Origin of the sequence: Methylobacterium sp. C25, assembly GCF_021352225.1 — a bacterium.
Lineage (GTDB): Bacteria > Pseudomonadota > Alphaproteobacteria > Rhizobiales > Beijerinckiaceae > Methylobacterium.
The window spans coordinates 41,687-63,270 of sequence record NZ_JAAUVI010000005.1 but is presented as its reverse complement, the minus strand read 5'-3'; the positions used below and the strand labels follow the sequence as shown (position 1 = coordinate 63,270).

At 56.3% G+C, this 21,584-nt stretch carries 16 protein-coding genes; 6 read left to right on the top strand and 10 right to left on the bottom strand.

All coding sequences use genetic code 11. The features are described from left to right. Positions 1 to 35 precede the first annotated feature (35 nt). Together HCU64_RS14870 and HCU64_RS14865 are read left to right on the top strand one after the other, a co-directional pair. The gene (locus tag HCU64_RS14870; protein ID WP_233384830.1) at positions 36 to 1,133 is read left to right on the top strand and encodes a Gfo/Idh/MocA family protein; all 1,098 of its coding nucleotides are present in this window, start codon (positions 36 to 38) and stop codon (positions 1,131 to 1,133) included. Then, entirely contained in the window at positions 1,130 to 1,888 is a 759-nt protein-coding gene (locus HCU64_RS14865) for an acyltransferase (RefSeq protein ID WP_233384829.1), read from the top strand. Before HCU64_RS14870 ends, HCU64_RS14865 begins: the two co-directional genes overlap by 4 nt. A gap of 34 nt (positions 1,889 to 1,922) precedes the next feature. On the opposite strand, the gene HCU64_RS14860 is transcribed toward HCU64_RS14865, so the two are convergent. Then, positions 1,923 to 3,146, bottom strand: coding sequence for a glycosyltransferase family 4 protein (locus HCU64_RS14860; protein ID WP_233384828.1), 1,224 nt, complete (start codon positions 3,144 to 3,146; stop codon positions 1,923 to 1,925). Positions 3,147 to 3,534: 388 nt separating this feature from the next. Between HCU64_RS14860 and HCU64_RS14855 the strand changes: the two genes are divergently transcribed. After that, positions 3,535 to 4,326 carry a class I SAM-dependent methyltransferase gene (locus tag HCU64_RS14855; protein ID WP_233384827.1) on the top strand — a complete coding sequence of 264 codons (792 nt, stop codon included), beginning with the start codon at positions 3,535 to 3,537 and terminating at the stop codon, positions 4,324 to 4,326. Between the two features lie 115 nt (positions 4,327 to 4,441). On the opposite strand, the gene HCU64_RS14850 is transcribed toward HCU64_RS14855, so the two are convergent. From HCU64_RS14850 to HCU64_RS14840, 3 genes are all read right to left on the bottom strand, one after another. Next, on the bottom strand, positions 4,442 to 5,791 hold the full coding sequence (locus HCU64_RS14850) for a hypothetical protein (RefSeq protein ID WP_233384826.1): 1,350 nt from the start codon (positions 5,789 to 5,791) through the stop codon (positions 4,442 to 4,444). Between the two features lie 478 nt (positions 5,792 to 6,269). After that, a complete protein-coding gene (locus HCU64_RS14845; RefSeq protein ID WP_233384825.1) occupies positions 6,270 to 6,851 on the bottom strand; it encodes an acyltransferase in 582 nt (193 codons plus the stop codon). 35 nt (positions 6,852 to 6,886) lie between these two features. After that, positions 6,887 to 7,843: a response regulator transcription factor gene (locus HCU64_RS14840; protein ID WP_233384824.1), complete on the bottom strand. Its 957-nt coding sequence runs from the start codon at positions 7,841 to 7,843 to the stop codon at positions 6,887 to 6,889. A gap of 806 nt (positions 7,844 to 8,649) precedes the next feature. On the opposite strand from HCU64_RS14840, the gene HCU64_RS14835 reads away from it, so the two are divergent. Both HCU64_RS14835 and HCU64_RS14830 read left to right on the top strand, forming a co-directional pair. After that, positions 8,650 to 10,962, top strand: coding sequence for an AAA family ATPase (locus HCU64_RS14835; protein ID WP_233384823.1), 2,313 nt, complete (start codon positions 8,650 to 8,652; stop codon positions 10,960 to 10,962). A gap of 63 nt (positions 10,963 to 11,025) precedes the next feature. Beyond that, on the top strand, positions 11,026 to 11,895 hold the full coding sequence (locus HCU64_RS14830) for a glycosyltransferase (RefSeq protein WP_233384822.1): 870 nt from the start codon (positions 11,026 to 11,028) through the stop codon (positions 11,893 to 11,895). 327 nt (positions 11,896 to 12,222) lie between these two features. On the opposite strand, the gene HCU64_RS14825 is transcribed toward HCU64_RS14830, so the two are convergent. The 4 genes from HCU64_RS14825 to HCU64_RS14810 all read right to left on the bottom strand — a co-directional run bounded on the left by HCU64_RS14825 (position 12,223) and on the right by HCU64_RS14810 (position 17,056). After that, positions 12,223 to 13,386: a DegT/DnrJ/EryC1/StrS family aminotransferase gene (locus tag HCU64_RS14825; RefSeq protein WP_233384821.1), complete on the bottom strand. Its 1,164-nt coding sequence runs from the start codon at positions 13,384 to 13,386 to the stop codon at positions 12,223 to 12,225. Beyond that, a complete protein-coding gene (locus tag HCU64_RS14820) occupies positions 13,383 to 14,372 on the bottom strand; it encodes an NAD-dependent epimerase/dehydratase family protein (protein WP_233384820.1) in 990 nt (329 codons plus the stop codon). The genes HCU64_RS14825 and HCU64_RS14820 overlap by 4 nt, the downstream gene beginning before the upstream one ends. Before the next feature lie 420 nt (positions 14,373 to 14,792). Further along, on the bottom strand, positions 14,793 to 15,755 hold the full coding sequence (locus tag HCU64_RS14815; RefSeq protein ID WP_267922379.1) for a glycosyltransferase: 963 nt from the start codon (positions 15,753 to 15,755) through the stop codon (positions 14,793 to 14,795). Continuing rightward, a complete protein-coding gene (locus tag HCU64_RS14810) occupies positions 15,755 to 17,056 on the bottom strand; it encodes a glycosyltransferase family 4 protein (RefSeq protein ID WP_233384818.1) in 1,302 nt (433 codons plus the stop codon). Before HCU64_RS14810 ends, HCU64_RS14815 begins: the two co-directional genes overlap by 1 nt. A 434-nt stretch (positions 17,057 to 17,490) precedes the next feature. Between HCU64_RS14810 and HCU64_RS14805 the strand changes: the two genes are divergently transcribed. After that, positions 17,491 to 18,882 (top strand): O-antigen ligase family protein, encoded by a 1,392-nt coding sequence (locus HCU64_RS14805; RefSeq protein WP_233384817.1) that lies wholly within the window; start codon positions 17,491 to 17,493, stop codon positions 18,880 to 18,882. A gap of 447 nt (positions 18,883 to 19,329) precedes the next feature. Here the strand turns inward: HCU64_RS14805 and HCU64_RS14800 are convergent, their stop codons facing one another. Both HCU64_RS14800 and HCU64_RS14795 read right to left on the bottom strand, forming a co-directional pair. Further along, positions 19,330 to 19,992 carry a TylF/MycF/NovP-related O-methyltransferase gene (locus HCU64_RS14800; protein ID WP_267922393.1) on the bottom strand — a complete coding sequence of 221 codons (663 nt, stop codon included), beginning with the start codon at positions 19,990 to 19,992 and terminating at the stop codon, positions 19,330 to 19,332. A 636-nt stretch (positions 19,993 to 20,628) separates the two neighbouring features. After that, entirely contained in the window at positions 20,629 to 21,318 is a 690-nt protein-coding gene (locus HCU64_RS14795; protein WP_233384813.1) for a Crp/Fnr family transcriptional regulator, read from the bottom strand. Between the last annotated feature and the right edge of the window lie 266 nt (positions 21,319 to 21,584).

Below are 21,584 nucleotides of genomic sequence, written 5' to 3'. Positions count from 1 at the left end.
AGCGCGGTGAGGATTTCAGCGGGGGAGTGATTGCTATGGTCTTCGATCCTGTCGGCGTCGCCGTCATCGGATACGGATATTGGGGACCCAATCTCGCCCGCAATTTCGCTGCACTCGATGAAGCCCGGCTAGTTGCTGTGGTGGATCGTGATCCGCTTCGCCGGAGCGCAGCTGAGCGAGCCCACCAAGGGATACGCACAACGGCGTCGGCAAGCGAGGTATTCAGCGATCCGAGTATACGCGCCGTCGCGATCGCGACACCCACTCACACCCACTACGAATTGGCACTGGCCGCCCTCAGGGCCGGCAAGCACGTGCTCGTCGAGAAGCCGCTAGCGCAAACCTCCGCACAAGTCGCTCATTTGATTGAGGAGGCTGAGCAGCGCAAGCTCGTCCTAATGGTTGATCACACTTTCCTATACACACCTGCAGTGCAAAAGATTCGCCAATTAATTGCCAGTGGCGGCCTTGGAGACATATATTACTATAACAGCACACGTGCGAGTCTTGGACTATTTCAAAGCGATATCAATGTCGTCTGGGATCTTGCGGTTCATGATCTGTCGATCATTCGTTATCTGCTCGACGAAATCCCCGTGGCGGTCTCAGCGACGGGCGTGAGTCATGTTCCGGGACGCCCGGAGAACATGGCGCACATAACGCTACACTTTGAAAGTCGATGTGTGGCGCATATCAGCGTGAATTGGCTGTCGCCCGTCAAAGTCAGGCAGACTTTCGTTGGCGGCGAACGCAAGATGGTCGTATACAACGACCTGGAAGCGACCGAGAAGGTCAAAGTCTACGATCGAGGCATCACGATCGCGAATATGGCCGAACCAGAGCAGTTGCGGGTCGGCTATCGCGCCGGGGACATGTGGGCGCCGCACCTGGCGGCCAAGGAGGCCCTTCAGACCGAACTGGAGCATTTCATCGATTGCATCGACAAGGGCGAAGCTCCAACGACCGACGGCTTCAGCGGGCTCGAAGTGGTCGAAATACTGGAAGCGACCTCCCAGTCGATCGCGGCGCGTGGCGCACCGATCCCGATCAAGCAACGGAAATTTCAGTTGCGGGCGCCGGCTCCAGCTATTTTGCGCGAACAGCCTATCGAAGTAGGGGCTGTGCTTCCATGAATGGAGAGCGCTTTGTGCGAGCCGTCCATGGCTTGCGGGACAGCGAACCCGATCCAGACCATGAGCTGGGCCTTGCGGACGAGTTGCGACGGCGCCTCGACCAGCAACAGTTGATGGATCTCTTCACGAGACACGCTACCGGCACCGGCCACTTCGATACCATGATGAGGCGAGTCGTCCTGCGCAGCCTCGTCAAAAGCCTCGGATCGGGTGCCCGCGTTGGTCGGAACATCTCGTTGGTCCATCCGGAGACGATGGAGATCGGCGAGCGGGTGTTCATCGGCGACCAAGCCGTCCTCCAGGGCCGGCACGATGGGCGCTGCGTCATCGGAAGCGGGACCTGGATTGGTCCCCAGAGCTTCCTCGACGCTCGCGACCTGCAACTCGGGGATCATGTCGGATGGGGGCCAGGTGCCAAGGCGCTCGGTTCCGAACATACCGGATACCCAATCGACGTCCCCATCATTCAAACGGACCTGTGGGTTGCACCGGTCCGTATCGAGGATTGGGCAGATGTCGGCGTCAACGCGGTCATCTTGCCCGGCGTGACCGTCGGGCGCGGAAGCATCGTGGGCGCCGGTGCGGTTGTGACGCGGGACGTGCCGGCTCGGGCCAAGGTTGCCGGCGTTCCCGCGAGGGTCATCGGCTGGCTCGACTCAGAAGCCATACATCAGGGCGAGGCCCTCGCAGGGCAAAGGACCAGCTCAGACCATGACGATCCGATCGATCAGGGCCGCGCGACGCCGCCACATTAGTATTCATGTAATTTTGTAGAGGGTTTATGTGCTGTCATTGCCCCGAATACTGCCGACGCGAGACACCAGAAAGTCTAATAATTTCTCTCCATACTAATCGGGTCGCCAGGCCTCCTGCGGTAAGCGCGACGTCCTTTGCCCGTACGTGTGTGGCAACTGGATCTTCTATCGCAGCATAGTATTCTTGCTCTAGAAAACGGGCGGCCCGTCTCAGACTAAATCGGTCGATCACAAGTTGCCGCGACATCTTACTTAGACCGAAACGCATTTCCGGAGAGTCGATCAAGCGCTCCAGGGCTCGCCGGAGCGCCGGCACCCCAGCGCCGAGCGATCCAGGTCCGCGACCGTACCAGCCCTTCTGCAGAAAGTAGCCGAGGGTATCGTCAGTGAGAGTCTCGCTGAAGCCTTCCTCTCCGATGACCACGAGCGGCTTGGCGAACGCCAGTCCTCGCAAAGCGGATCCGCCCATCCCTATGACAATGTCGGCCGATGCATAAGCGGGACGCGGATCGGCCATCTCGCCACACAGGATAACAACGTCTCTGTCGGCAGCGGCATTAGCGGCCGCACTCTGGGCAGCCACCTGTTCGCGTACTGGGCCGTCGCCGACAATGACCAAGCGCGCGCGACGTTCAGAACCCGCGGCAATCTCGCCGACGGCTTGGCACGCCGCTATCAGGCCTTCCAACTTGAGTGTCGACGCCAGCCTAGACACCATGACAATCATGGCCTCATCATCTCCGATGCCCAGTCGACGTCGGAAATCTCTGCCGTCCTCAACGCACGGATCATCCCCTTCGGTGTCGACCGGAGGTTCCAACAACATGACCCGACGATGTCCCGTTTTGATGGCCGCCTGATGCATTTCCTGGGTACCTACGAAGAGAGGTACAGTGCGGGGAAAGAACCAGACAACAGACATCGACATGACGGTGCCGACGACGGGTGTTCGGTAACGTAGTCCGGGGCCGAAGAAGGCTTCTATCACACTCGGCCATTCGGAGCCGTGCACAACATCGATTCGACGATCTTGCACTATGCGAGCGAGGCGATTTGAGACCATAGCCGACGGAACGCCGCGCGAGCGTGGGATCTCGAGATGCTCGAGCCCCAGCTCGCGAACCTTAGCCACCATCGGCCCCGGCTCAGAAAGCACGATCACCTCATGTCCGAGATCGCGCACGGCTCCGGCAAGCTGCACCGCGTTGAGCTGCGATCCGCCGATTTCCATCACGTGCGGATAAACGAGAATTTTCATTACACCTCGACCTAGTCACGATGTTGGAATCTATGGGTTGCAGGTACTTTTCCGGCACCTAGACGTTGCAGCCATACGTGCGCGACACCTTTTCGTAGTTGATTATCCCATATCGCTCCTCAGTTTTTAACAGTCGTTCTAAGTTATTTTCATTAGAAAACTACGGTTTTGACGTTTATCGATTTCTAAATGTTATATCCAAACTTTTCTCGATCTACTCAAGCGCGATCCTCGAATTAGCGGCAGAAACGAGACTATGCCGAATTCAGCAACCTAGCCATTTGCCGAGGCCCCACCGCGGATCATGCAAATGATCAGGTTGCCTGATGCCGGATGAAGTAACATGCTGAACCGGTCGATTGCACCACACAAAAGTTAAGGGGCGTCCATGACTAAGATGCGTCAGGACCTAGCCGACCACTATCCGAACAAATTGGGTTTCGCCTCAAATCTGATCAATCTCGGGCGCTATTGGCTTCGACAAGCTGTCTATGGCCTAGCGCCGGTGCGTCGCAGACTTGAGCCCAAATCGACGGGCAGTACCGCCAAAAGCTGGGACACGCTTCTCTCGAGCCCCCAATTTTCCACATACCTCGGAGGAACTATTAACGTCGATGCCGGCAACAGTGCTGCTGCGACTCTGATCAAATTCAGAGCCCCCCCGAACCCATCCGTTTTGGATGTGGGCTGTTGCGGCGGAACACTGTTAGCGGCGTTGTCGTCATGCAGTCGCTATCGCGGGACAGATATCAGTACTTTTGCAATCGATGAAGCACGAAAGACCTCGCAATGTTTGGATCATTTGCAGTTGAAGCGAGCGCATTTCGAGGCGATCGACCTTCGGGAATTCAAATCGAGCGACATGTGGGACGTCATCGTCTTTAGCGAAGTCTTGTATTATCTCGGACTCGAAGAGGCGCAGCGCGAGGTCGAGCGATACGCCGAAATGCTGACGCCAAGCGGGATCCTGGTTGTTGCTATGAAAGACGATGCGAAATCCAAGGCGCTCTTTTGCGGGCTCACCAAGCGCTATCATTGGGCCGACGGATTGCTGTGGCAGCGAAAGCCTGCTTGCCCGGACTACCGTACACGTATCAGCCGGGAATGCCCCTCTTTCCTCACGGGCGTGCTGGTACGACGGCAGCCAGATGGCGTTCTAGCGACAGATCAGAAGCTCTGACGAGTACGCGCTCGGCCTTGCGTCCGATGATAGATGAGCTCGTGTGCACCCCATTTGCCCGCGAGGCACCGCCTGTAGTGGGTTATGGGGAAGCCATAAAACTTGGGGCGTGCACTCAACGGCTTTTGCCGTGCCCAACCCTCTTATCTGTCTCGATCGGGTTGAGAGGACTTACTGTGGCAGGACTTGCGTTTCCCCACGTATCGACCGCCCGCAGGTCGCCAAGCTTGATATCAGGCGACAAGGTAGCGACGATCATCCAACCGCCATCTCTTTCGACTTTGGCACCAGTCCTTAGACCGGAGGCGGTCGTTAGGCTGATCTGCGTGCCCGGCTGTGCAGTTCCCTTCAGAGTGATCCGTTCGCCCTCGCGCGCAAGGCTCGTTACGACTGGGGGTGCCGGCGAGCGAGTTGGAACGCCGGCTGTTCGACTGTTGTACGGTCCCGCTCGCAACGGGGCACCCTTCGTGAGATCACGATTGTCATAATAAATTGGGTTGGTCAGTTCGTTGTAATAGGGCGACCAGATCCCGTAGAGGACCCCTGTCGAATCTACAAAATTGTCGTGGATGGTCGGATTGAGGACCGCACCGCCGTCGACCGAGATATCGAAGACGTTTGCGAAGCGGGCTGTGCCCTCTCCGCGAAAGATCAAGGTGTTATGCCCGATCTCGAGAGCCTCGACGGTCTGGCCGCGCTGATCGCCGACGCGAACGAAAGAGTTGCCCCCTCCGGGAAATCCGTCCACCCCTGGAGCAGGTTGATAGACCGTATTATAGTTGATTTTTAGGCTCTTAATACCCGTGAAGAATGTCTGAACGCAATCCGTGTGGCCAGCGCCAAAATTAAGTGAGTCGAATAGGTTGTATTGAATCGTATAATCACCATCTTGCGTTATGTTGATGGCATCGTTCGGAACATTGCGAAAGACATTGTACTCGATAATTGCGCCACCCGCGCCCGCGGATACAAGAGGGTTGACGGCGCTTGCTGCTCCCCCGCCATCAAAGAGATTGTGTATCAGTTTTACCGTCCCGCCTCGAAGCGCGTATACGGATGACAGCTTCTGTTTGGAATTGGAGATGAACCGCGATCGTGTGATCGTGAGGTTGCCAGCGCCCGGCAGCAACTCGATCTGCCAGCCGGAAAAATCGTATGCATCCAGCACGACCCCGTTACCCCCGATGTCCACGCGCTTCGCGTCTGCGTGAATTGAGACCCGCTTGTCTGAGATTGATGTCGGTGGCTTCAAGACTGTGCCTGCCGGGATTCCGACAGCGTAATCGATGCCACTGACCTTCCATGACGGTCGAGTTGGGTATCGGTCAAAAGCTCCCGCCCGCTGGACAACACCCGCCGTATCCATCCCGGAATCGGCCGAACTGTTCAGGGCAAACGCGGGGCCTAGGCTCAGGGCCAGCACCACAAGGCCGAAAGGCGGTTTAATTGATCTCACGATGATCACACGCCAGCACGATGTGCCTCGGACAAGCGCCATAGAACCTAAAGTCACCGCTGCCGTTACGCTCGGGTAGGCTTCAGCACGCTGTCATCCACCAGCAGCGCGAGCTGCTAGATTGGCAATGAAGGATCGGCGCACTCGAAACGCGCGAACGCTGCAACAATTGAGACCCGTACATTCGGATCACGGTAGCGGCGGAAATAGCCCGTTACGCCAAAGGTCAGAATATCGTTCCCCTGACCTCACAGAATAACAATCTGGAAACGCAGCGCCGAAGATGCAAACGCTTGCCCCGATGTCAGGGCGCCATCGCGTGATGCCGATAACCATCGTTACGAGCCTCGTCGAATTCGCAAGCGCAATCAATGGCATGTTCGAAAGAACAAGGAGCCAGTTCCGCCTTCGAACTCCATTCAACTACGTAACGTCCGGCAGCGCGCCGCAATGGACGCTACTATCAGCCCTATCGATACGAACGTATTCAGACCGCCTCGGCGGGTATGGCCGCCAGCGAGGGCGGACGGCTCTCCCGACCTGTCACAGATTCAACCGCTAGCTTGGCCGGCGGTCGCAGGTCGGTCAGTCTCTGGGTTCGATCGTAACGGTCAATGATGCGGGCCGGCACACCCATGGCGAGAGCGCCGGGCGGGACATCCCTCGTAACGACGGCGCCCGCGGCGATCATCGCGCCTTCGCCAAGAGAGACACCGCACAGGATCGTTGCATTGGACCCAATCGAGACCCGGCGAGCCACAATTGTCGGCTCCATTGTCCAATCGTCCACGCCCTGGAGCTTCCCGGCATCGTTGGTGGCACATGGCCAGCGATCGTTAGTGAAGACTACTCCGTGACCTACGAACACTTCATCATCGATGCGGACGCCAGAGCAAATGAAGGAATGCGACGAGATTTTGCACCGTCCTCCAATGACGACATCGGCCTGGATTTCCACAAATGGACCGATCTGGCTGTCCGGACCAATCGCGCAACCGTAGAGATTGACCAGGTCCGGATGGAAAATCCGGACACCATCTCCGAGAGTGACGTCATCACGAATGGGCATGGCCGTATCTCACGATGTCACGACACGGATCCGAGTTATCCGAACCGCTTCAGACCCGAGGTTTGAGTATCACTTTCAGGATGTCCGTCGAGACACGACTGACTTCCGCTGTTCATGCCGCTCAAAGACGCCGCACGCGCAGTAGACGAGGTGGAGAGCTTCTGTGCGACCATGGACGGAACGCGCTGCGAGGGCGTAGGAGCGACCCCACCCCGAACGTAAAACGCGACTTGCGTTCGATTGGTGGCCCCGAGCTTACGCATAATGTTGCGCATGTGCACCTTTACGGTGCTCTCGCTCATATTGAGGCCATAAGCGATCAACTTGTTCGGTTGCCCACTCTTCAGCTGCTCGATGACGTCGAGTTCGCGCAACGTGAAGACGTTTGTCGCGGGGCTAGTTCGGGAGGAGACAGCCTCGCAACTGCTGTCATGATCTGCACCGACCTGATCATCGTCAGGTAAGCTGTCGGCCGTCGGCCTATGCCCGCAAGTCCAATATTCGATTAGAGACGTTGGAACGTAGACGCCTCCCGCCATGGCTAACCGGATAGCCGCAACGAAGGCCGACGTTCCGAGGGACGCCATCACATAGCCCTTTGCACCGCAGCGCAGAACAGCGCTTGCTAGCTCAATATCGTCTTCGTCGGACATGACCAGAAGAGCCACCGAGGCGAACTTTGCCTTCACCGCATCGATATACTCGCGCGCTTCCGACATCGCCCGCGGAATGGATGACTGGCAGACCAGCATCAAATCGACTTGCTCCCGCGAGATCTCATCGAGTCCCGCATAGCTTTCTACTGTGCACTCCTCCAGGACGTTAGCCAGCAGAAAATGCAGGCTTTCGCGCCGAACTGGGCTCTCAATGATAAGCACAAGACGATGCTTTCTATTGGCTTCGACGCGACCGAAAAGCCGGCCAAGCGTACTCCTTGGACCGTTGTCCACTTTAATTGGAAGGTCGATCTGCTCATGTTCGGCCGGCTGCATGACTCCCTCCACTATTAAAATGGCACTCGACCCAAACCACTTAAATGATCGACATCCTATTGCGCTCTATTTGTACTGAACAAACGCGATATTATTGTCGATCCTGAACTTAAACTGGAGATTTCTATCCGCCCCCAGCCGAATTCAAATTTTGACCACGAGGCTCGGTTTGAATTGGAGTTTAAGCGTAATGCAAACTTTTTCTTAGTGTCAACGGCCCGACGGCATTCTGATGCCGGATATGAACAATGTTCACGAAGAATAATGCGGCCGCCCCATCTCGCTATCCAATTCTGCTCATTCTCGTCCAATCATTAACGCAGGGCATGTAGTGAATATCGCGACCCCAAAGCAGCGCGTGCCCTCACGACAATACCCCACGGACCAACTACGGCATAAAGCCAGTCGCCTCGAAGCGAGGCAGGCATTTTTTCGACAATTAAGTAGAGCTTATTTGGCCGAATTCGCAAATCATGATCGGCTTTGCACTGCTTAGAATGCCCATACCATAGCATACAAACAAGCTTCGAGGCGCCCCCACGCATTATGCCCCTCGGCAACCGGGCGAAAAACTCAACCTTCGGTCTAAGTATCTGCCATCCAGCTACATACGATCGATCGAATTTTAATCTGAAACCTACCACATTGGTATGAGGCGACTACTACCTATTCCGAATATCTAATCATACCGCAATCTTCATACTCGGCCGAGCAGCTGCTCGCTGGCATCCCGTCGATGCAATCGACGAAAAGGACTGCTGGACGCGTCTCAGCCACAACTCGCTACGGGTACAGTCGGTCAGACCATGCTCAACAGTGTCACCGAAACGATCCCATGGAAAGCAGAGACCGCGCGAGAGCCGGATACTCTTCGCCCGATGCTAAAGTCCATCGGTGGCATGCTCCGACGACAAGCCGTCCTGATGATGCTGACAGCGGTATGCGGGCTGGGGATCGGCTTTGCTTACACGAGGAATGTCCAGCCGACATTCAGTGCGGAGGTCTCTCTGCTCGTCGAAGCTCGCAAGGTGCAGATCTTTAACAACGCTTCGGTCTATGACGAAGCCCCCCTCGATGGGTCAGGCATTGAGACGCAGATCGGGATTATACGATCCGACAAGAACCTTGCCGCCGTGATCGACAAGTTGCACCTCTTGGACGTGCCCGAATTCACGAAGCCGCCCGAAAGCGCATTCGCGCGACTACGGAATTTTGTCGCTGCGTTGTTCGCCACGGACGAGAAAGAAGGGAAAGATGCAGTCGCTCCTAGTAGCGATGCGTTGATGGCGCAGGCGATCGAAGCGCTGAAGGCTCGGCTGGAAGTCTGGCGGGTCGGCGGGAGCTATGTAGTCGCTGTGAGGTTCCGAGCGTCCGATCCGTTAAGGGCGGCCAATGTCGCGAATGGAATCGCCTCGGCTTACATCGATGGGCAACGCGACATCCGATCCGCAGGAACCCTAGCCGCATCGACCTGGATGCAGGAGCGGCTTGCCGAACTTCATCTACAGAGTTTGGCGGCTGACCAAGCCGTGATCGACTTCAAATCGAAGAACAAGATCGTAACGGCGCAAGGTCATCTCCTCAATGATCAGGAACTCGGAGCTTTGAATGCCGAAGTGGCCGCGGCGCGCGAACGCAGCACCGAAGCGCGCGCACGGCTCGATCGCATCAACGCCGTCATAAAAGCAAATCAAGTCGATCCGCGAAGCGCCGCTACAGTCTCCGATGTGGCGAATAGCCCAGGCATGGCGAAATTGCGGTCGGAATTTATCGAGTTGTCTGCGCGCATTGCCGATTGGTCGGCCCGATACGGCGCGAAGCATCAAGCCGTTGAGAACCTCCAGCGCAAATTGCAGGTCATCAACTCGGCTATCGCAAGCGAGACGAAGAGCATCGCAGAGACTTATAAGAGCAACTTGGAAATCGCGATGGAGCGGCAGCGCAGCGTCGAGAAGCGACTTGATGACGCGATCACTACGACGCGCACCACCAATCAGGCGCAGTCAGTTCTACGGAATCTAGAAAGTTCGGCGCAAACCTACTCGTCTCTCTCGAACAACCTAGCGCAGCGTTATACTGAGTTACTTCAGCAGCAATCGTTTCCTGCCGGCATCGCAACCATTATGGCTCGTGCAACAGTTCCAACCGCAACAAACCAAACGAAGGCGAATCTCGTTCTTGCGGGCACGACCTTGGCGGGCTTGCTGCTTGGAGCCGGCCTCGGCTTTTTGCGTGAGACGTTCGACAACGTCTTCAGAACGAGCGATCAGATTAACGACGTTTTACAGTCCGAGTGCCTGGCCATGGTTCCGCTGCTTAGGACATCCGGTCGGAATGAACGAAGGCACGGCGGGGCGACTCCGCTGCCATGCTCTGAGCGGACGATTTTGCGAAGCAATGATGTGATCTGGAACGTCGTCGACGCGCCGCACTCACACTTTGCGGACGCATTCCTTCTGCTGAAGTCGACACTCGCTCCTCGAGTGGGCCGATCCAGCCGCATCATCGGGATTACGTCGACCTTGCCAGACGAGGGGAAGTCGTCGACAGCCGCGTCCCTGGCAATTCTGATGGCTCACGTCGGTGCTCGCGTCGTTCTCGTGGATTGCGACCTGAACAATCCTTGCCTCTCTCAGCAGCTCGCTCCGAGCGCACCTGGCGGAATCCTCGAGGCTGCCTCTGAACACGAAAAGGTTCGCGAACTCATATGGCATGAGCCGCTCACCCGGTTGGACTTCCTTCCCGGCTGTATAGGCCCCACGCCGGCCCATAGCAGCGAGTTTTTCTCGGCGCCGGGAACCGTCACGCTCTTCGAGAAGCTTCTTTCGGAATACGACTACGTCATCGCCGATCTTCCGCCGATGGTTCCCCTCGTCGACGTTAGAACAAGTTTTAGATTCATCGAAGGATTTATTCTTGTTGTCGAGTGGGGGCGAACCAAGCGAGAGCTCGTAGAAAAGAGCTTGAAGTCTGCCAAGAACGTTCAAGAAAATCTTCTAGGCGTCGTCTTGTCGAAAGTAAACATGGGCAGATATAAGAGCTATGAATCCAACTATAAAACAATGTACGCGAGTCGCTACATATCACATTATCGCCAAAAGGATCATTTTGTTTCTTGAATATTATGATTTTTGAAATTTCATAATTAAACATCAAACACTCACCGCGACCGACACGCCGCCATGATGTCGATCATAATCCCTGCGCACAATGAAGCCACTGTGATCGGAAGGTTACTGGCTACATTGCTCGAACGCACGTCACGGACCGAATTCGAAATTATTGTAGTTTGCAATGGGTGTATCGACGACACTGCAGACATTGCGAGGAAATTCGGATCCGCGGTCGAGGTCATCGAGGTTTCGGTGGCAAGCAAAGTCTACGCTTTGAACGTGGGCGACGATTCAGCGACATGGTTTCCGCGCTTCTACGTTGATGCTGATGTTATGGTCACACCCAACGTGCTGCGCGCGCTCGCGCGTCGTCTCGAAGTTGGTGACGTACTTGTCTGCTCTCCAGTCGGCCAGTACGAAGTAAGTAAGAGCTCATGGCCGGTGCGACAGTATTTTCGCGTTAGAGCATGTTTGCCATCGGCAGGCGAGGGCGTGGGCGGCTCGGGCGTCTATGCATTATCAGAGGCTGGACGTAGGAGGTTCGGGACTTTTCCCAATGTTCTTGCCGACGATTCGTTCGTACGCTTACAGTTCGATCCGAGAGAGCGTGCATCCCTTAAATCTGAAACTTCAACCGTATATGCTCCACGCGACTTGAGATCCTTGTTAGCCGTCCGCAGCAGGATCTATCATGGTCTACTCGAGCTTTCGTCTCTATTCCCGGCAGACCGCAGCCATAGAAGCGTCGAGAATGGTGTCGCGCTCGCCAAGCTCGCGGCAAAACCTCAGCTATGGGCGGGCATTGCGATCTATCTCTACGTCAGCCTTACAGCCCGTGCTCGCGCCCGTACTCGCCAGCGGACGCCCGGAAAAAGAGCCGGGCTCGGCGACGAGATTGTCTGGCAGCGAGATCAGACAACGCGGAACATGACTAGTTGAGTGGTCACGTGATCGAGGCAATCGGTGAACTGAGATGCCAGACGTGGCCGAAGGGCCTTCGCTTGGCTGCGTGGGCTCAGTTCTACAAGCGCGAGCTTTGGGTTGCTTCTGATCGGCAACCAGGCAAAAGACCACGCAATCGAGCGTCGGTGGCCGTCTGGCCCAGCGGCCATCGAGATCGCGACGGTTGCCGGGCGCAGCCGAGGTGGGGGAACAAGGCGCATTACGGCACGAGCCTGGTCGCCGTCCCGCTTATCTTCTGAGCGCGAAGCGTGACAGGTAGGTCACACTTCCTCTATTGGGGACAGATCTATCCCCAAGGTGCGCTTAGCCAACCTTCCGAGCCATGGGCGCTGGGTCCATCGATGTGTCTACCGCGATCTCAGCACTGGTCTGGAAGGCCTCAAGCGCACTCACAATTCGCGCAACCTCCTCGTCCTCGAGATGTCCATTGATCGGGAGAGAGAGTGTGGCACGAGCGAAAGAGCTGGACCGAGGATAGGCCGTCGGATCGTCAACAAATGCGGAGAAAATAGGTTCTTCGTGGAATGGGACGGCATAGTGGATCATGGTTGGCACACCATGGGATAGCAATTCATCCCGCAGACGATCGCGGTCGGGTGCGAGAAATACATACTTGTGGCGTCCATGAACGACGGCCGGATCCCAACGAGGGCGCTTCCAGCCAAGCCGGTCGAGTGTGTTGTCGTATACCTCGGCAATCTGTCGACGGCGGTCCGCCCACACCGATTGACGCTGGTGCTTAATGTCGAGCACTGCCGCCGTCAGAGACGACATTTGTGAATTGTATCCCGGCTCGAGAAATGCGCCCTGCTCCTTTCCATGGTAGCGCAAGCGCCGCATTTGACCGGCCAACGCGCTGTCGTTGGTCATTGCGCAGCCGCCGGATCCCGGCGCGCTCAAGACCTTGGTAGGATCGAAGCTAAAGACACTGATGTCGCCCGTACTTCCCGCGGGCCGATCCCCATAAGCAGCACCGAACGCCTGAGAAGCGTCCTCGATCAGTGCGATTCTGTGACGAGATGCGAAAGCGGCGACCCGTGCGGGGTCGGTCAGGCCGCCGAACAGATGCACGAAGATCATTGCCTTGGTGCGCGGGCCGATCGCTGCAGCGGCCCTGTCAAGGTCGATATTGCAGTCGTCTGCGACATCGACCAAGACAGGCGTCGCACCAGCTCGAAGGATGCATGAGGCCGAGGGGATAAAGGAGAGATCGGTCGTGATGACCTCGTCTCCCGGGCCTACACCGAGAGCGATCAGCGCGAAGAATAGCGCGTCGGTGGCCGACCCGACTGCGACTGTGTGCCGGCGGCCGGCGGCAGCCGAGATCCCATCCTCGAAAGCTTCCACCCATTTGCTTTGCAGCATCTGACCAGAGCAAAGCACAGCATGGATAGCTGCGCTCGCCTCGGATGCGATCTCAGTGTTCTCTCGTGCGCTGCCGAAAAACGGAATGACCGAATGCATCATGCCACCTGCGGTACGCTGTCAGGCTGGCTCCGGAGATGCCGCAGGTAGTTCGCAACACCCTGCTCGAGTCCAAATTTCGGCGAGTATCCCAGGAATTCCCGGGCTTGCGAAATATCTAGCGAACCGCGACGGGGACGATCGGTATCAAAGCTTGGTTCCCGCTCAATCTGTACACGCCGGCCGGCATAGGCTTGGACAGCCTCGGCCAATTCATCCAGCGAACGGCCCTCGCCGCGCGTGATGTTGAAAGTCCTACCGGCAGCGCCAGGCTGTGTGGCGGCCAGCAGGAGACCATCAGCCACGTCCTGCACGAAACTGAAGTCCATTACGGTATCGCGGCTGCTCTTCACGCGAAGAGGCCGGTTCAACAGAGCGTTCTCACAGAAGAGCTGGACGACTCGCCGGTTGACGTCAGTTGGTCCGTAGACTGCCGATGGACGCACGACCACAGGCTCGATGGGGCTGTTACGCAGGTAGCTGGCAGTGGCGACTTCCCCCGCGAGCTTGAGCGCTCCGTAAATGTTCACTGGCCGGGTCGGACCGGTTTCTGGCATCGGGTCTTGCGTGAAGTCGCCATAAACCATGCTGGAGGAGATGTAGACGAAACGCTTCACACTCGTCTTCTGACGGAGAAGTTCCAGCAGGTTGATGGTGCCATCAAAAATTGAAAGCTTGGCCTCCTCAGGGTGGGACGTCGCCATGGTCACAAGCGGAGTTGCAGCCAGGTGTATCACGCAGTCCGGGGAATGATCGCTCAGGACGCCGGCAAGCTCTCGCTTACTCGTCGTCGACCCGCGCAGGGTGGTTGCCCCGGCAAGAAGCACGTCGAAGCGATACGCGAGCGCCTCTGCCTCGAAGCTATTCATGGGCGCGAAATGCGAGAACTGAAAACTATCGAAGGCGATTGCCTCATGCCCGGCCGCAATGATCTTCGAGACGAGGTGAGCGCCGATCAGGCCGGCACCTCCAGTGACCAATATGCGCATCAGTTTCCCCCGCGTTACGCCGCCCTGACTCGGTGCGACTCGAATGGCGTGAATTGTGACGTCTCACAGAGTACGGATCGAAATAAACCCAGCAATTCATGCAATAGGCGGATCACAAAACAGAACCGGCGTAATCCATTGCAGTGTAGGGCAATAACGAGCGACTTCGCTTATCCGACCAACGCAGGGGCGGCCTCCGACTAGCCGCTCAGGGCTGCGTCCGAAAACCGTCTCGTAGCGCAGCGTGCGGTTGCTCAGCGACCTCACCACTGTTCGTCCGGCACCCCAACAGCTGTCGCTAGTTCGTTCGACTTAGTCGCCCGGGGAAGCCGCTTCACGAGGGCAGGTCGCGCATTTGGTCCGAGCCGGATGCCGCTTGGTCGATGCCGAGGGAACGATCAGCGCCCTGCGAAGCTGGCGCTAACCCAAAGTCGCCTGCTTTTCCGAGGCGGACGCATGCAGCCGGCTGCTTTTGGGCCTGTTCCAGTCCAGGCTCGTTACAGCGCGCCCCGGATCGAAAACCTGCTCAAGCATACGCTTCGCGCGATGCACGCGGATTTTCCCAATCGCCACCGACACCAGATAGCGTTCCCTCCACGTCGCAAGCTGAGCCGAAGGCAACGTACGCGGGACCTCCACGATCGGCGAAAACAGCACAGCGACCGCCCTCAGGATCCAATTTGTCCGCCCCACCCATCCGCGAGGTCTTCGTGCGAAGTCATGGCTGATGTGCCGATCCCACCTTCGATAGAGTTCACTGAGGAGCTTACTCGGCGGGTGATAGACAGTCATTTCGGGAACGAAGTGGGTCCGCACGCCCATGGCAGTTGCACGCTGGCCCCAATCACGATCCTCTGAAATCTCGATACCTGCAAACGGTCCGACCCTATCAAAAACCGAACGGCGCATGGCAAGATTGCCGCCGCAAGAGAAGCCGAGCTTCTCGATGTAGTGCTTCTGGCGGTACGAAAAGACGCTTTCGTACGCTTCGAGCATTGTCGGCCGGGAGGGATTTGCCATTGCAATCCGCACCTGACCGCCGGCGACCTCTAGCGCCTGGTCGGCGAAGGCGCTCTCGATTGTCGCAAGCCAATTGCGATCTGCCACGCAATCGGCATCCATGAAGGCGATCAGTGGCGCCGTGGCGACGCTGACCCCCCTGTTGCGCGCTCGACCAGGGCCCGGCTCCTCTTCCTGAGCAAGCACAACTCCTTGGAATTCAGACCTAATCTCGACCGGAAGAGACGTCGAACCGTTGTCTACGACGATGATTTCGACACGGCGCGTGTCAAAAGCTTGGGCGAAAAGCGACATTAGGCACCGCCTCAGCCCACCCGGATCATTCAGATGCGGGATGACAACACTAATCGACGGCCGTTGCATTACGACTGCTCGCGAACAATTCCAGTCACCACGTCGGTCGCAGGCAGCCATTCGCCAAGAACTTGGCGATATGCCGCCAATAGCTTCGGTTTCTCGTTTGTCCAGCTGAACTCATGGGCAATCTGCCTACGGCCATATCGACCCATGCGCTCTCGTGCCGGAGCGTCCGCCAAAAGCGTCACGATCCCATTGGCCAAAACATCGGGAGTAGGTCGATCCACAATCAACGCAGCTTCACCCGCCTCGCTCTTACTCTGAACCAAATCGAACAAGACAAAAGGAAGGCCCACGGCCATGTATTCGAACACTTTGTTCATCGATATATGATGGTTGAATGGGTTGGGCGGGTCCGGAATTACGCCAATGTCTAGAATGGACATGTGCCGCAGGAGGGATTCGCCCGAAATATAGCCGGTGAACTTGACGTTATTCTCGACCTGGAGTTGCCTTGCGAGAGCCTGCATTCGCTTGAATTCCGGCCCGTCTCCAATGATCATGAAGCCGATGTCCGTGCGGCCGAGGGTGTGGACGACGTGCGCTGCCGCTCGGACGAGTATGTCCACACCGTCCTGCTCTCCCATGATGCCCACCCAGCCGACGAGCTGGCGGAATTCACCACGCAACGTTTCGTCGCGTTCAACAGGCCGGAAGGTTTTGAGCTCCGGGTAACTCTTGACCGTCCAAACACGCTCCGCAGGCATGCGCCCGCGTTCAATGGCCAGCGTCTTACAAGTTTCGTTCATCGCAATGCTCGCGTCGGCACACATGAAACTCAAACGCTCAAATACTTCTAGAGTTTTGTAGAATATGCCCCGTCGCCCAAACTTTACCTCGAACAGTTCAGGATTGAGATCATGCTGATCATATATAAACTTCGTCCGAAACAATAATTTATGTAAAACAGCAACCAATACGATAAGATCAGGCGGATTACAGGCATGAATGACATCGAATCCATGTGTGATTTTTATCCGAAATGATAGATATAGCTGAAATATCAATGCCACTACATATTCCAAAATGTAAGATAATGGCCCACCAGACGCGATCGGCAACCAATGCCGAAAAATATGTATTCCGTCCAAGCATTCTTTGCTCGCACAAAAACCGTTTCCTTTGGGGCATATAACGCTAACTTTGTAGCCCGCCTCCCGTAGAGCGAGCGCTTCGGCCCATGCTCGCCGATCGAAAGGAACCGAGAGATTCTCGACGATGATGAGCACCCCCGGCGCCGCTTCGGGAGAACGCATTCGCCCCCAAATCTGCCGGGTAAGCGGCATACGCGCATCGCTCTGCAACATTAGGGGACTCCTCCACCCGCCTGTGCGCTCGGAATCTCTATGCTCGATGCGCGTGTGCAGGCACCTTCACCATCCGATAGGTTAGCCCGAGTACACGGAGGTCGCCGACTTCTACATTAGAGGTAGTGATATGTTCGCCGACGTTCCGGACCCGGCGTGAGCACTGTATCTGGCATCTGCAGAAGTAGTAGCGCTGGCTGCGAATTGAGCCCCTCGACTCAATAAGGCCCGCGGCACCGGCTAGGAGAAGCAAGCGTTGTGGGCTACATCGTAGCCCGAATGGATGAAACCTGTACTGAGATGCGTGCCTTGTACCGTTAAAGCAGGCGTGCATACTCCAAAATGACTGATCTCAATGACCGCGCACCCTGGGTTTCCCGGAACGAATTCAGCTTGGACATCCTCCAAGGGATGCGAACTCATGATGGAAGCGGATGCCGACACAGCAGCCTATGGCGGCCAAGCAACGCGACCTTCTCAAGGTGCGATGCAATCCGTTCCTGATATGGATCACGCCAATAGCGTTGTTCGCACCCTACATGCTGACAGTTTATGTCGGAACCCTCAAGTTGACGCCGGGGAAATTGCTCACATTAATTCTTGTAATTCCCGCAATATTTAACCTCGCAAATGGCGCGTTGGCACGACGTCGCTCCTTTATTATGGCCGATTTTTTCGCGATTGCTTTGACATTTTGGCTGGTGGCCGCGCCGATCACCGCCTCCGGAAGTGACGTCATCGTCGGGGCAGCCTCGCAAGGACTCGAGTTTTTCGGCAGCTACGTAATCGGGCGTGCGTATTTCTATGGAAGCGATGCACTTTCGATATTCGGAAGAGCGCTCGCCGTTGTTGTCGTTGCTGTCACAATGATTGGTTTACTTGATACGCTCACCCATCATTATGTCGTGAGTGAAACACTGAATCCAATATTTTATTCGCCAGGCGAGCCGCTCGACGCAAACTACCCGCAACTTAATCGTAGTGTTTTTGGTGTAGAGTTATTGAGAGCGGCGTCCACTTTTGATCATCCTATCCTCTTTGGGATGTTTTGTTCGATCTCGGCGTGCGTACTGATTTACATGCAGCCGTCGAGCATTCGATTGATTGGCCTTTTGTTCTGTGGATTCGGGTGCGTGATTGCTCTCTCATCGGCTGCGATCCTTGCGCTCGGGATCGCCGTCGCCTTCAAGCTTTACGATCTGACACTGATGCGTGCGGCGTGGCGCTGGAAGGCGCTGTTGGCGCTGGTCACTATCTTTCTCATATTAATCAGTATAATTTCGAATAATCCAGTCACCTGGATTATTCGAAATCTTACGTTTGATCCACAAACTGGTTACTTCCGCATCCTCGTATGGGACGCGGCAATGCCTTACATTCACGCGAATTTTTGGACCGGAAAAGGAGCGCAGTTAACTGGAAATCCATTTGTGGATGGATCAGTTGATAGCATTTGGCTTGGTTTGGCCCTCGCTTACGGCATTCCAGCGGTCACTCTCCTCGCACTCATTGGTGTGACTGTCGTGACACCTGCTCGCGGCTCCGCTCGCATTCGAAGACATCAAGTTGATATCGATTCCTGGTGTACGGGATTTTCGCTGGCAATCATTCTTTTTGGGCTGATCGGATTTACGGTCTTCTATTGGAATGGCGTCTGGCTATACGCTGCCTTCTGTTTAGGAGTTCGAGCGTCACTTAAGGAATACTGCAAGATTGCCGCTTCAACGATGACGAACGGGACTACTAGATTTCCGTTGAGTAGTGTTATTCCTGCCTCCCCGCTGCCGCTTTCGTTCCCCATTGGAGCGGGAGCCAATCAAGCCTGACCTTAGCGGCGCGCCCAACTCAGGCAGTAAATTTCAATTATACTTCCCGCAATGAAGGCAACGAAGTAAGATGGATCGGATTGCGGCTAGATAGTCCGCATGGAGCGACATGCAGTAGCGATGTTGCTGACCGATCCCTAATACCTTGAGTCGCTCGCGACGCGGAAAGGTAGTGTTATGTGACGTGATGCGCCGAACGATCGAGGGACTAGTTTCGGCAGCGTCGTGCCCAACGCTGATCAAGCAAGCATACATCGCGGCAGGTTCAACGCGCGAGTAGCTGCCAGCAGCTGTTGGTTTGCGTCGGGCGGCCAGCAGACCTTAGTAGTGGCGCGACGACTGGCCTTCTTTTCTCGGCCATGCCAGATGGGTTGGGAAACGCCAAGGTCGAGCGTCTTGCTGCCACGAGGTCATGCAGCCGCGCTCGCCCAACTGGAGAGCGGCTCCCTAGTTGATGCTCTTTCCATAGGTTACACGAGGCTTTCGCAAATAAACACACATATCATCCGAGTGGATGAAGTCGGGAGCTTCTCCACGTTCCTTAAAGAACGCGTCGATTGCCTCGCGACAGCCTGTAAAAGTACCGTAATCGTCTATGACAAGAAAACCACCTTCAACGACGAGATCGTAGAGATTCTCGATACATACCTTGGTCGATTCATACCAATCTCCATCGAGCCGCAGGATTGCTATGGGACCGAGCGCCGTTGCCGCGGTTGGAACAGTGTCCTGGAACCAACCCACATGGAAAGCGAGTTGGTCTCGGGGTATGCCGACATGATTTGTCAGAAATGTCTGGACAGTGACCGCACCCTCACCTCGGCAGGCGCCGATGGCTCTCAGTGCATCTGAACTCTCCTCTGGGTGACCCTCATCGAGGTAGCCTTGGTATACATCCGTGTCCTTCTCGGTGGGTTGTGGCAGCCCTTCGAAGGAGTCGAACAGATGAATCACTCGCTCGGGACCGGGGCAGCGACGATCGGCAAGGCCCATGAGGCCGACTGCTCCTCCATTCCAGACTCCACACTCCACGAAAGCGCCGGCAATGCCTTCAGCGTTCACGGTCGTTACGGCTTCATGAAGATCGAACAGGCGGGGCATGGGAAGCATCGTCTTCGGCAACACCTTGAAAATGTCTTGCAAGGCGGCCAAGTGCGACCATCTCGAAGACGGCACGGTCCTGAAGTCCCTGACAAGCTTATAAGTGCTGTGCAGAGCGAGCGACCGCTTAATCAGGTTAACAATCATAATTCCACCCCATCGCTGGATGGTGCGTAGAATAACCGTGAACCGATATTCCCCACAATCAATAGATCTTTGCACAAACATGGCCTTTTGGCTTAAGTCCCGAGCCGGTTCTGTGGCAGAATATGATTGCGGATACCTGCAACTACAGCGGCATAGATCACGACCGGAGAGGACCTCGGTGATATGACCAAGCTGGTCGAAGAGGGCGGGTCGGCGCTCGCATTCTGGCCGATCGAGACGACGCCTGGGCAGCATCCTCGGAGTGCTCAACGCCCCCTACGTTCAAGGACATTAATCTTCGCTGGATGTGTCCGGCGCGCCGAACATTTCGACAAGCGGGACGGCGACAATCACGACGACAGCCAAGTTTTTGCCTCGCGCGCCACAGAATCAACTTTGTCAATCGAGGAAAGGTAGCTCTCTTCAGAGTAGGTTGAGCGGCTGCCGCACGGACCTCAAGCGTTCAGTATTAGCGGTTGCCTTCAGATGGGCATGCGATCATCGCCGCGAGAGCCCGCACTCCGACGTAGCTCTTTCAAGTCCATGTCGACTCAGAATGCGGCAATGCCCGCGGCCAACTTCGATCAAGCCTTGGCGCTTCCAAGCTTGTAGTTGTCGGTTGACCGTCTCGCGGGTCGTGTTGGCAAAGACGGCCAATTCGTCCTGGGTGACTTGCACGTCATCGCCATAATCTTCGGCGAGATCCACGAGGCGGCGTCCGATGCGTGCAGCGGGCGACAACAGGTTCGTTTCTTCCATGCGCTCGCTCATCCACCGCACGCGCGCGCACATCAGGTCGATCAAGCGGAGTGCGAGAGCCGGTTCCCGAGCGAGCAGGTCGAGAAAATCGCATCGACGAATGACGGAGAGAGTCGTCACTTCGGTAGCGATCGCGTCTGCAGTGCGGCGCCCTCCGTCCAAAAGGGCGACTTCACCGAAGACATCACCGGGACCGAGCAGGTTCAGCGTAAGCTCGCGCCCTTCGGCCGTTCGCGTGACAATCCTTACTTCGCCGCGCCGTACGGCATAAAGTGCATCCGCGAAGTCGTTTTTCTGGAACAGTATTTCGTGGGCGGCCAGCTCGCGGCTCACGGAGAGGCGGGCAACCGCCTGCAGAGCCTCGTCACTGATTCCTGCGAACAGAGGATTAGCCGATAGGATTCGGCCTAGCTTGACGGATTCCAGCATCGGAGCCACTCGGCTATCAGTAAATAGTGGGAATTTCTGAGGCCAGAATCTTTGCTCTTGCCGAGACGAGGGCTCCCGGAAATAATCCGATTCGTGTCCGTCACAAAATCATTTGAATACTGCCGGCGAGCGGTATCGCCATTGTAGAATCATAAGAAAATATTCGCGCTCGATGAGATCACCTGCGTCGGAATTGGTCCGCGTACGATTGCGTCATTGAAGGTTCAGTTCGCCGAGATCTCTCGACCCGGAGGTTTTGACGGGGT